This is a genomic window from Litorimonas taeanensis (assembly GCF_003634015.1).
Taxonomy (GTDB): Bacteria; Pseudomonadota; Alphaproteobacteria; order Caulobacterales; family Maricaulaceae; genus Litorimonas; species Litorimonas taeanensis.
The window spans coordinates 1,403,793-1,416,315 of the sequence record NZ_RBII01000001.1; the positions used below are offsets into that span (position 1 = coordinate 1,403,793).

The 12,523-nt window shown below is 44.7% G+C and carries 10 protein-coding genes; 3 read left to right on the plus strand and 7 right to left on the minus strand.

Annotation, left to right across the window (positions count from 1 at the left end):
- Nucleotides 1-83: 83 nt before the first annotated feature.
- From DES40_RS06470 to DES40_RS06485, 4 genes are all read right to left on the minus strand, one after another.
- Nucleotides 84-2,432, minus strand: a complete 2,349-nt coding sequence (locus tag DES40_RS06470; protein ID WP_121099767.1) for a TonB-dependent receptor — start codon at nt 2,430-2,432, stop codon at nt 84-86.
- 271 nt (nt 2,433-2,703) lie between these two features.
- The gene (locus DES40_RS06475) at nt 2,704-5,004 is read right to left on the minus strand and encodes a TonB-dependent receptor (protein WP_121099769.1); all 2,301 of its coding nucleotides are present in this window, start codon (nt 5,002-5,004) and stop codon (nt 2,704-2,706) included.
- A 141-nt stretch (nt 5,005-5,145) separates the two neighbouring features.
- The gene (locus tag DES40_RS06480; protein ID WP_121099771.1) at nt 5,146-5,934 is read right to left on the minus strand and encodes a hypothetical protein; all 789 of its coding nucleotides are present in this window, start codon (nt 5,932-5,934) and stop codon (nt 5,146-5,148) included.
- Nucleotides 5,934-7,358: an MFS transporter gene (locus DES40_RS06485; protein WP_121099774.1), complete on the minus strand. Its 1,425-nt coding sequence runs from the start codon at nt 7,356-7,358 to the stop codon at nt 5,934-5,936. The genes DES40_RS06480 and DES40_RS06485 overlap by 1 nt, the downstream gene beginning before the upstream one ends.
- A 76-nt stretch (nt 7,359-7,434) precedes the next feature.
- On the opposite strand from DES40_RS06485, the gene DES40_RS06490 reads away from it, so the two are divergent.
- The 3 genes from DES40_RS06490 (at nt 7,435) to DES40_RS06500 (ending at nt 10,178) form a co-directional block, all read left to right on the plus strand.
- The gene (locus DES40_RS06490) at nt 7,435-8,841 is read left to right on the plus strand and encodes a flavin monoamine oxidase family protein (protein ID WP_121099776.1); all 1,407 of its coding nucleotides are present in this window, start codon (nt 7,435-7,437) and stop codon (nt 8,839-8,841) included.
- 41 nt (nt 8,842-8,882) lie between these two features.
- Nucleotides 8,883-9,608 (plus strand): Crp/Fnr family transcriptional regulator, encoded by a 726-nt coding sequence (locus DES40_RS06495; RefSeq protein WP_121099778.1) that lies wholly within the window; start codon nt 8,883-8,885, stop codon nt 9,606-9,608.
- A gap of 66 nt (nt 9,609-9,674) precedes the next feature.
- Nucleotides 9,675-10,178: a DUF3598 domain-containing protein gene (locus DES40_RS06500; RefSeq protein ID WP_121099780.1), complete on the plus strand. Its 504-nt coding sequence runs from the start codon at nt 9,675-9,677 to the stop codon at nt 10,176-10,178.
- Between the two features lie 30 nt (nt 10,179-10,208).
- Here the strand turns inward: DES40_RS06500 and DES40_RS06505 are convergent, their stop codons facing one another.
- Genes DES40_RS06505 through DES40_RS06515 form a run of 3 tightly spaced genes read right to left on the minus strand, consistent with a single transcriptional unit; the run spans nt 10,209 to nt 12,515 of the window.
- Nucleotides 10,209-11,144: a DUF1838 family protein gene (locus tag DES40_RS06505; RefSeq protein ID WP_121099782.1), complete on the minus strand. Its 936-nt coding sequence runs from the start codon at nt 11,142-11,144 to the stop codon at nt 10,209-10,211.
- A gap of 15 nt (nt 11,145-11,159) precedes the next feature.
- A complete protein-coding gene (locus DES40_RS06510) occupies nt 11,160-12,194 on the minus strand; it encodes a chromophore lyase CpcT/CpeT (RefSeq protein ID WP_121099784.1) in 1,035 nt (344 codons plus the stop codon).
- 3 nt (nt 12,195-12,197) lie between these two features.
- Nucleotides 12,198-12,515 (minus strand): DUF1330 domain-containing protein, encoded by a 318-nt coding sequence (locus DES40_RS06515; protein WP_121099786.1) that lies wholly within the window; start codon nt 12,513-12,515, stop codon nt 12,198-12,200.
- Nucleotides 12,516-12,523 lie beyond the last annotated feature (8 nt).

The window sequence follows — 12,523 nt, forward strand, 5'->3', positions numbered from 1 at the left end:
AGTCGTTGCAGCAAGCTGCATTCAGCACAAAAAAACCCAGCACGCGGAACGCACTGGGTTTGCATTATTAACTTTTTCAGAGCCTAGAAATTGGCGCTGACTGTCGCGCCAAATTGACGACGAGATGACGGCGTAACCGCGAAAGCTCTTTGCGTTGCACCATTTAATTCTGGGGCCGCAAAATCAACATAACGTAAGATGCCTTGGACTGAATCATCATCCAATACATTCTTTGCCCAAAGCTGAACCTTAAAGGTATCGTTTTCAATACCTAGGTTAAGGTTGATTTTGTTCGAGTCTCCAGATTCAGCCAAGTTATGAACTTGGGCAAAGAATGAAGAGCGATAGAGATAATCTGCGCGGGCAAACCATTCCATGCCATTTGAACCAAACGCATTTCTATAGTCAGCACTGATAGTCAATTGATGTTCCGATACCAACGGAGAACGCTGACCCGTAATATCACCGGCTACTGCACACTCGCCCGCAGTTGGGGAATTCAAGTCTACATCCTGACACGCTACGCCGCCAATTAAATAGGCTTGGTCGCTATTAAGGCCATTTGTAAACTTGGCATCTGTCCAACCATAAGTGGCCAAAAGAGAGAACTGATCTGAAAAATCAATTTGAGTATCTAATTCAACACCCCAGATTTCCGTGTCACCAACATTATCGCTAAATGAGTTTACAGCGCCCGGTGTGCTTGAACCAGGGCCGCTTGTAAATGTGCTCGTCAACACCTGATCACTATAATCAATGTAGTAGCCCGTAAGGTTGAAACGCAAATTATTGATTTGGGTTTTCACACCGGCTTCATAATTCCAAAGCGTTTCTTCTTCAAAGCTGGTTTTCGGAGCATCGATTGAGTTAAATCCGCCCGGCGAGTTACCCTTAGACACGACCCCATAAAGCAATGTGTCATCATTGAGTTTGTAATCAAGCGTGATACGCGGGAGCAATGAATCAAATGTCTCTGACTGCTCTACGCCGCTACCTGTAATAATACGATCTGGGTCGGCAGCGTCTGCGAAGTAATCGCCAAGACGATAAGAAGCGCCTTCAGATGTCGAAATTTTATCACTTGCATATCGTAATTCAACGCCAGCCGTGAACGCATCTGAAAGGTCATATTCCATACCACCAAATGCAGCATAATTGCGCGTGTTGCTCACACCGCCAATGGAGTCATATCCGAACTCTGTCTGAGCTAGACCGTAATCTGTCCCCTTCGTTTCATTATCGAAAATGAAACCACCGACTTGCCAACGGAAGCTATTCTCTTGTGGTGAGCTGAGTCTCAATTCACCTGAAAAGGCCTGACGGTCAATCCCAGCTGAATCCTCAAAAGCAGAAGCGCCGAAAAGACAATCTGGAATAAAAGCACTACAGACAAATGCCGAGGTAATAAACAAAGGCGATGAACCATTAAAAGATTGGTCAGCACCAGAACGTTCATTAATGTCTGTGAAACCAAATAGGCCTGTAACATCATACCCATTATCTAATTCATAATCGACATTTGCAATGACGCGGTGCGATTTACGTTGAAGACCTGGGTTTAGAATGTTTGGCGTTGAAAGCGTAAAGGAATCTGGCGCTTGAACCGTACCGCAGAAATAACCGCGAGATTCTTCTTGAAAACAATTATTCGCACTGGAATCCTGTAAAGCGATTGCATAGTGATCGTCGTCATCTTCAGCATAAATATACCGAATGCCCATAGAAAGATTTTCAGAGGCGTCATATTCTAGAGCTGTATTGAAAGAAATGGTTTCTTGGCCCAGATCTTCACCTGTCAGTTCATTCTGATAGTCGCCGCCAAATTTATAATATTTCCCAGCGATTGATCCACGCAAGCCTTCCGCAATCTCGCCGCCGATACGGCCATATGCTTCATATTGACCATGTTCAGCAACCGTTGCACTAACGCGTCCACCAAACTCTTCAGGAATATCTCGTGTGACATAGTTAATCGCCCCAGAGAGTGTACCTCGGCCATAAACCGCACTTTGCGGACCGCGGATAACTTCGATATTCCGAAACCCGCTAAAGTCCAATGATGATGAGTCTCCAATAAATGGAACGCCATCAACAAAGATTCCAACTTTACCCTCAGAGATTAGGATATTTGAAGTACCCCGAATTACAGGGCGGTCACCGTCACGGCCAAAGGCTTGTTGTTGTTGAAAGCCCGGTGTAAAATCAGAAAGCTCAGAAACATCAAAAATATTGGCGTCTTCTAAAAGGGCTTCTGAAAATGAAGACACTGAAAGTGGTACATCTTGCAAGGATTCATTCTTCTTCCTTGCTGTTACAACAATTTCATCTTGTATAGAGCTTTGAGCGAAAGCCATATCTGTTGCGACTAAGCTGCTGAGTGCGGCCACTGAAATTAATAGTTTTGATTTATTCGTTAAATGAGTTGATAGCATGGGATCCCTTTTTATCTGTATGCCTGTGTGCAGATATAATTGGGTCACATGGTCATTATAATTTGATTTAAATCATAAGCGGCTTTTATTGCTTAAATTGGGTCGTAAAAGTGGCAAAAATAGCACACATTTTGCCCCTACATGCTGGTTATGCTTGCGATTATTTTCAGTCAATCAGGAATACTTGTATGAAGTATGCTTTGATTGGCACAAAAAAACCCAGCCAAAGCTGGGCTTTCAACCATATATTTAATTCATATTATTAGAAACATTAGAAGTCGTAAATAAAACGAGCCCCGACCTGCGCGCCCCGTCTTAGAAAGGCGACATTATTCCCTCTACGGAAGAAATTTTGATTGGCCGAGGTGGCTCCATTTGCGAAGTCTCTTAACCCAACATATCGGAAGGCATTTGTTGGCGCATCCTCATCTGTGATATTTTTCCCATATAGGCTGAAGTCCCAATTATCTGACTTGATACCTGCACGAACATTCAAAGTTGTCGCGCTAGGAGTCTTTACAATATTTTGAACAGACATGTAACGACCATCGCTGTAAATGCCATCAGCCCGAACGTACCAAGTCTTCTCTGAATTCCCAAACGCATCACTATATTCCATCGTCAAAGTCGCTGTGTTTTCTGCGACGCGAGGGACTTTGAAACCAACAAGCGAACCGTCACCGCCAAAGAAACCTGCTTGAGTATCATCCTCACCTTCTGTGATTTTAGTATCGGCAAGAGCGTATGTCCCTCTGACATAGAAATTATCTGAGAAGTCATAACGCGCATCGACTTCAACACCCCAAATTTCTGTGGCGCCGATATTGTCAACAATCGTCACCTGAATTTGATCTGGTGTGCCTTCATCAAAAATAGCCAGGCGAGAAAGCTGTTGATCGGTTAAATCATTAAAGTAGCCCGCGACTTCTAAGCGAAGGTTTTCAACGAGACGTGTTTTAAAACCAACCTCGTAAGATTTAACAATTTCTTCTCTAAATGTATCAAAGGGCTCTGGTGCGCGAAGATCATTAAATCCGCCGCGCTTGTTCCCTCGTGCTGCAAGCGCATAGATGAGCGTGTCCGGCGTGACTTGATAATCAATCGTCACGCGAGGACTAAATCCATCAAATGTTGCTTTACGATCCGTACCACCGAAAAACGAAGAAATCTGCTCGACTTCTTCCTCATAATATCGACCTTCGAAACCAAGGGAAAGCTGCTCTGATAAGTTCACGCCTAGTCTGGCAAAGACAGCTTTTTCAGCTTCTTTTTCAGTAGAATCTGGCGTGAATTCAGCTTGGTTAATATCCCGGTCTTCATTGTATTGTTCATTTTCGTAGTAAATACCACCGACGAGCCATTCAAACATGCCATCCGTTGGTGAAGATACGCGTACTTCTTGATAGAAGTCTTCACGGCCGCCTTTATCAAAGCTCGCCCACCCTAGAACACCGCCAAAAGGCGCAGATAATAGAACGTCTGAATAGCCTTCATTCACTCTGAAATCGAGCTTTTCATCTGTGTACCCCGTCAGAGATTCTATCGTGTAACCACTATCAGTTTCATATTTAAGATTGGCCCCTAAGCGGAAAATATCACGGTCCAAACCTGTATCATATTCTCCGAAAGTTTGTTGTGGCCCAGCATCCGTGGGGATTAATGTTCCCTCTGGATAACCCGTTGTAATATTTATCTCATCAGGCGCTTGAATAGTTCCGCAAAAAGCAATGCGTGTTACGTTTGGACACGGCGAATCTGCATCAAGGCTGTTATAAGGTCCTTCAATTAATTGCCCCGCAAAAATTCCATCCCGATCTTCAGAATAATTCATTGAAAGCTGAGCAGAAAAATTATCTGTGGGTTCAAAATACAGCTTACCATAAACAGCGGTGGTTTGTTCAGAACCAACGTCACGGCCGTCTTGCAACAAAGCAGTGTTGTCAAACCCTCCACCATATTCAGAATATTTACCACCGAGCGTGCCGCGAATGGTTCCCGATTCATTTAATGGCCCATCCACAAATCCACTGATACGATATTCATCATGCGTGGCCGCTTCGAGTACTAATTTACCGCCGATTTCCTCGCCGGGCGTCCGTGTAATATAGTTCACAACGCCGCCATATGTCGAACGTCCGTAAAGTGCAGATTGTGGCCCCTTAAGAACCTCAATTCTTTCAACATTGTCGATAAGCGTCGAGGTAATCCCGCGACGAATATAAATCCCATCAACGAATACGGAAACAGGCTGAGGTGTTTCAGCACGAGCATTTGCAACACCGCGAATAACGGGGCGTTCTGAATTTCGGCCCAAGTCAGATGAGAGCTGCAGGCCTGGCGTAAAGTCGGCCACTTGGCGAAGGTCTTGAATGCCTGCAGATTCCAAATTTTCAGCAGAGAAAGCCGTAATGGCGATTGGCGCTTGCATGACTGTTTCGGCTTTTTTACGGCCTGTTACGATGATTTCATCAGGGGCTTGCTGCGCAAAAGCTGCATCAGATAAAGTCAGCCCACCGATAATGGCGCCCGTTATAAGTAGTTTCGATTTTAGCGATATAGAAATTTGTGACATGATTTCCCCTTGTCCAATTATTTTGATTATTATTGGAAATCATCATCGCGCTGGATGAAAAAGAAGAATTGATTTAAGTCATGAAACGAATTTAATTCAAAAAATAATTAATCTGTTTTTCTTTTAAAGTAGTTCACTCCACTACCTCTGGCGGCAATCAGTCTCTTCAGGCAACTTAAACAAGCATGTGTCTAAAACATCATTCACAGAATATTTCGTCCATATAACTTCATTAGATTTTATGCCGTTATAATATAGCCTAACCCGCCCGGGCTGCACCCATTCATCGTCTGAATTTGAAAAAAAGTTAGAGTAAATGCGTTCGTGCCAACCTTTATTCGTGTCAAAGCCGACCTTTAAAATTGAATAATTATCTTGGGAAATTCCGAAGAGAGTTTTTCCATTTGACGGATCAGTTATTTCAACAATATAGGCCTTTCGCCCATCTATTAAATCATCTGCGAGGCGCTTCATAGTATACCCGTCATCCAGCGCATGGCGAATGACGCCAAAGCCGAAACTAGAAGACCATTGTTTATTTGACGTAGATTGTGGCAATGGCCCCGCATCCGTATAGGTGGTTTCACCGTCAAAGCTTATATTGATGACGGGTTTTCCGTCTCGTATACTTTCAATGCGGACCATGCCGTCAACTTGGTGGGCATTCATTTTTGCAGCATCATAAACCCGCCACATACTGTGCCGTTCATTCAAAGTCGCCACGCCATCCTTATAGAATACCGCATAACCTTCCATACTCAAAGATAAGGGCCGCACCCAAAACGCCCCGCCAGCTTTGTCATAGGCGCTTTCAATAACAGATTGTGCCGTAATTGAGGTGTCATCTATGTATAAAGTCGGCAAAGTCTCTGGTTCTGTTTGCAAACACGCCGTCGTCATTAAAGTAGAGAGTAAAAGGACAGCTCTCATTATGCGATATCACTTTCGAAATTCCGATATTTCCCTAATGTAAGAAGCATCGCTCCGCCAAGAACAAACCCAACTGCAGCAAAGACAAGCACTCGGGCATAATCCGTATCATCCCCTCTGATTATATTAAAAATAACAGGCGACGTCCCAGACCCAAGGCCAAAGGCCGCATAGACTAGTCCATAAACACGACCATATGATTTCATTCCGAAATAGCGAGATGTGAAATAGGCCATCATATCAAACTCTACACCCGCGGCTAAACCGACGAGGATAAGCGCGATCGCATTTACGCCAACGCTATAATCTTGCATTAAGATGAAACACCCAATCGCTGGAACACTCATGAAAACAAAGGCAACCATTGGGGCCCAGAAATGATCCACTAACCAGCCTCCAATGAGGCGTCCGACCAATGTTGACAAACCAATCAAGCCTGCCCCTGTGAAAAACCCTGTAGCCGTAATGTCCGTATAGCCTTTATCGAGAAGGATATATTTTGAGTTCGCTATGATGCCTGAAACGACGGCTCCTAGGACAAGGAATGAAAAGAATATTACCCAAAAACGGTAATTATGAAAAGTTTCGCGCAGAGTTAAGCCTGGTAACTCTGAGACTGAGTGTGTTTCATTATTCGAACGAAAATAAACAAACCCAACATAGGCTGCGAGAAACGCCAACATCAAAACAATAACCCAAACTGGCCCTTGAGTCATAATGATGCCAGACATCACAGCAAATAACGCTGCAGCGACAAGAAAACCTTTGCCATAGGTCTTCAAAAAACCCGTTTGGTTACCCGCCGCTTTTAATGCGACTTCTTCTTTTTCATCTCGAAACAAAAAGAGCGCGAGAGGTAATGAGAAAATAATTGGTAGGACGCCAACGGCGATATAGGCGCCGCGCCACCCCACGCTGTCGATAAAAGTTTGAATATAAGTAGGCGCCAAAAATCCATAAAGCCCAGTACCTGTAAGGGCAATTCCAAGAGCTAAGCCACGATGTTGATCGAAATTATTTACAATCGCTTTAGACCATGTAATCGGCAATGTTGCCGCGCCAAAAAATGCCGTTAGGAAAAAGATACCGTAAAACACAATAGGGTTAGCGGTCATCAGAGAAAATGAGCAAACCCCGACACTCAAAGCGACTATTGACGGTAAAAGTACCTTTCGCGCGCCAAATTTATCCACTAATTGCCCTGCGATTGGGGCCCCTACAAGAACGCCTGCTGTCATGTATAAAAAACCTGCCGTGATAATTTCTCGGCTCCATCCGAATTCTTTACCCAATTCAGAGCCAATGATTATCAACGCCCAATAAGGGAGAGGACTTAAACACAATGCAATACCTATGAGTGATGAGAGTACAATCGGCCAGCCCGTCGCCCATTCATTCTTAGACGTTTGAGGTAAGTCATTCATACGGCCTCCCAGCGCTTATACTCTTCTATCTAACTTTAAGCTTATGCTTTGAAAATAGCACGGGGGGAATTGACTTATGACAATAGTATTGGACAGACGAAAAATAATTGGGGGCTTATCTGCGCTCGCCCTTCCCGCATGTCGTGCCTCATCAAAAGGTTTTGATGCTGAAATTATAATTCTAGGTGCTGGCTTATCAGGACTACACGCCGCACGTTTACTGGCGTCAGAAGGCAAAGATGTCTTGGTTCTGGAGGGATCTCAGCGCATTGGTGGTCGATTAAAGACAGAAACCCTTGAAAATGGTGATTTCACGGAAAGCGGCGGAGAACAAATCGGGGCAAGTTACGCCCGCATATTGGATACAGCCGCGCAGTTAAATGTCACACTTATTCCCGAAAGCACCGTTCGGCGCCAAACAAGTTATTTCTATAAAAACAAACTTCTCAGTTCTGATGACTGGAATTTTGGCGAAACGCCCATTTTTCCATCGCCCTTTGAAACAAGCACACCCTCTCGGCCCTTGTTTACTCTCGCCGCGAAATCAAACCCTTTAGAATCAGCCAGTGATTGGACTGACCCAAAATTCAAAAGTTTTGACATCAGTGCAGATCAATTTTTACGTGAGCATGGCTTTGGCGATGAAGCCCGCAGAGTTATCAATATCAGTCTAAACGGAAATCAATTAAGCGATTACTCTATGTTGAACCTGTATCGTTCCTTGCAGCTCTACACACAATCTCAAGGAATGGGGCCGAGCCTATCTGTAGAAGGCGGCGCACAACGCTTGCCTGAAGCCATGGCAAGTTCATTACCGCGCTCAGTAAAACTAAATCAATTTGCCACGGAAATCACAGCAACAAATGACGGTGTAGAGGTTAAAACTAAATCAGGGCAAAGGTTTCGCGCAGCCCATTGTATATCCACCCTTCCATTTCCCGTAATGCGAACGATGCGTGTAAATGCTGATTTACCACATGCACAACGTAATGCAGTGGAAAGCCTGCCATACACCCCTATATATCAAATTCATTTTCAAGCTGAAGACGCCTTTTGGGATGTTGATAATCTTCCTGCTGACATGTGGACTGACAGCCCCATTGAGCGCATATTTGCCAATCGCTCCCCTTCGGGTGAGCCGACCGGGGTTTTCAGAGCTTGGATTAACGGCACCTCTGCGAGTCATTGGTCTGGTAAGGACATCACACTCGAGCAGTTTTCTTCTATATTAAAAACCGTTCGCCCAGCTTCAAAAGGCAAAGTCAAAATACTTTCCATCCAGAATTGGACGAAATCGAACCCATTGGCTGGCGGAGCCTATATGCATTGGGCGCCAAATCAAATTTCAACTCTTGCAACCCCCATGCGTGAACCCGCTGGGCGCCTTCATTTTGCTGGGGAACACCTCAGTCACCTTCATACGGGCATGGAAGGCGCTATGGAATCTGGAGAAAATGCGGCTTATGCACTTTTAGACATTTGATTGTTCTTGAAGGCAAAATATTTTGCGATTAAGACAATCATATGACAACGAAATTGGGACACCTCGCCGAAATGGCCGATGGACACCGTAGCCCTGAAGTAGAGTTTTTGCTCACTCAGGGCCACGAAAGACATTTTAAAATCGGCGAACATTTGATTACCGAAGGTGAAACAACGGACTATTTTTACGATATTTTGGATGGGACTGTCGCATTGGCTCGAAATGGACGCGATGGACGCAGGCAAATACTCTCTTTTATGAGCGCTCGTCAGTTTCTTGGTGCGGCCTCAACTCCAAATTACCCAAATCTGGCTACAGCCCTCACCCAAGTGACGGCCATCTCATATCCGCGTTCAGCTTTAGAGAAAGCCCTCGCAACGACACCCGGTTTTGCTTCAGAATTCAGAGTCGTACTTACGCGTATTTTGGAAAGCGCTCATGACCATGTTTATACGATTGGGCAACGCTCTGCCGTAGAACGGGTCGCTTCATTTTTATTATATTTAAGAGCTAACCAAGCGCGATTTTCTCCTGATGGACCTCGAGAGAAAAGCAATCATGTTGAACTGCCGATGACACGCCTAGATATAGCAGATTTTCTAGGGCTAACCATTGAAACCGTAAGCCGAGCTTTCTCCTCTCTGAAAAAATCTGAGGTTATCAGTTTCAAAGACTCCCATTCATGCGACATTCTTAACATTGACCGCGTACGAAACCTTGGTGGGCGCGATGATTTTACGGATAATCGAGGAAGTTCCTACGATTAATTTTGAGAATTCTCAACACAGCTCTCGATAAAGGACACTAGATAATCCTTAATCTAGGAGACTGTCATGAACGAACCAAAAACTGTTAATGAATTAAAAGCACTTCATCCCGTCTTAGCACGCCACGAAGGTGTGTGGGATGGCATGTATCGCTATTATGATGCTGAAGGCAATAAAGTGGACGAGCATAAGTCTCGATTACTTTGCCGATTCCCAGAAAGCGGAGATTATCTCTACCATCAAACAAATTACTACACTTGGGATGACGGCCGCACAGAAGTCCGCGACTTCCCTGCTGATGTCAAAGATGGCCGCCTTTCTTGGGATAATGATTTCATTCAGGGCTGGGCCGCCGATATGAAATTGGACACACATAACCGTACAACTGTCCTGAATTGGACACGGACGGGCGAACCCGATCTCTATTTATATGAAATGATCCAAATCTCTGATTGCGGCACAAAGCGAGCGCGGACATGGCATTGGTTTAAAAATGACGCTTTAATCTCTCGCACCCTCGTGGATGAACGAAAGATCAGTGATGACTGGGCCAGTTACGAAACGAAATAAGAAAAAAGCCCCTTCAAAAGGGGCTTTTTTTTAGCGCTTTGGTAATTTTATTTCACCGTCACGAACTTGTTTATAATATTCCCAACTTGTCATATTTTTACGCGGATCATCCAAAGGCGGCGGCGCCACATATTCGGGATAATGGGTTCTAATCTCTGACTTCATCGTTTCAGACATGTCGTCCCAGCTTTCCAATTTCCGGCCTGCCGTGTGCATATAAATCGTGCCTTCACGTCCCTGCATATTCATCCAAGGTAGCCAATCAGACATTCGCGCCCATCCAACAGATACGTTGGCGGTATTTTTGCTCATATCTGTCAAATCATCCGTGAAACCAAAGAAGTTAAACATTTCTGTTGCGTGATAGGTGCCGCCAATTTCTTTTTCATACTCGCTCGCCAGAGGGCTCGGGTAAAAGAGCGGAACAGTAAAGCTCATTTGAAAACGATCATCCATCACATCACCGCCAAATGTTGCCGGCTTCCCATCACGGCCAGTGACATAGCCAGACGAGTTTACGGGATCATTGGCGACATGCATCACTTCGACTTCTTCGCCTGTCCAAGGGTTTTCCCAAGTCTTTAGAACTTCACCAGTCTTTGCATCTTTATAAAGCAAAATTTCGCGAGTCACGAGTTTGTAGCCAAGCCCTCTTTCTGGGTCATTAACAGTAGAACAGGCCCGAACATTCATGCCCTCAACATTGAAAATGTTTTTATCTCTCTCCCCCATGCGGCGAGAATAAGCACGGCCAAACCAGTAATAAGTCACGGCTTCACCATCGACCAAAGAACATTGAACCTTACGCATAGCTAACATCGCGCCTTCAGGCGTATTCAAGTCCAAGCGTTCGACATTTGCCGAGGATGATTTAACAGCCTCGTCACTTTGTGACGCTGAACTCTCAGACGCGGCGCAACTGGCAGCTAATAAACCAGCGGCCACTCCCAATAATAATTTTTTCATGACTTCTCCCATTAATTATTTCCCACTTCCAGTTTTCAAGTTGATACCGGGGAAAATCTCTTCTTCGCCCAAGGTACAGCTCGCTTGTAGCCATCTTAAATTCATGGCGAGACGATCTCCGTCAGGTGATGTCCATGTATATGAGACAGCTTTATCTTCATCATCTCCGCGATAAGCATATAAAACTAATGACGGACGATTATTACCCATAGGCCATTCAACATTCCGCATCTTTAGTCCAACACGCTCATGGCCTTCGCCTTCCAGCCAGACGCGGCCGCCTTGGTCATGTAAGCGAATATTGTTGTAAAAGCCGTATTCTCCATCGTCTTTTTTAGGACTCACCCAACAATTAAACATGCGGGCACGGTTATTCTTGTGATGTATGCCGGCTTTGTTCCCATAGATATAATTGCCCTGTAAATCCTCGGCTTCATCACGAATCCATATGCCTTTTTTAGAGAGCTGCAAATCATCTGTGACGACCAAAGTCTTTCCTGACCGTTTACTTTTTACCTTACAGGCGCCTTCTTTCATAAAGCCGTGATAAAACTCATTTTGGTAGGTCCAATATACTTCACACCCCGGATACGTTGTGAAATCAGATGGAGTAAGGCCCTTGAGCTTGGAAGGATCTTCATGTGCGTTGAGAATAGCTTTGGAGTTTTTAGGAATATAAATTGTTAAGCGTGTCGCATTTTCTTCGTAATCTGGTTCAAAACTATAAACCCGTTGACGATACACATCCGTTGGGTCGTCATTTTGATATTGTTGAACGTAAAAGGTCGTTCCGGGAAAGCCAGGAAGATCAATAGGCACAAATAAATGATGAATACGACCATGTCGCAAACTATCATCTACTTCCAGATTATCTTCGAAATAGACTTGCTCTTGATTGTCATAACGGCCCGGAAACCAGTCCATCATTCTAGCAAAGTCGCGTTTCAGTATTTTAGCGTCTGCGGTACTGCTATCTTGGGCGATAGCAAAGGGCGCAGCCGACGCAAATAAGGAAAGCCCCATAAAAGTGGCCAGAATGCTCTTTTTCATAATTTAATCCTGAGTGAATTTGGGTGCATCGATAATTAAGACCTGACATTTAGAAATTGTTTCCCGCAATAATTTCGCCGCTTGGTATTCAGGGGAATTCCAAAATGTTTCGACGGCCTCGCGATTTGGCCACTCCGAAATCACCATCGAGGCCCCATCGCCAAAATCACCTTCGAGCAGTTTTGCGCCTGGGCCGCGCAACACATAACGCCCGCCATGTTGTTCGACGAGAGCCCCAGCCGCTTTTCCATATCCCTGTATGAAGGCGTCCCGGTCCTCGATTTTAGCAATTACAATCATATAGGTTTTTGTCTGGGTCATAGAATATT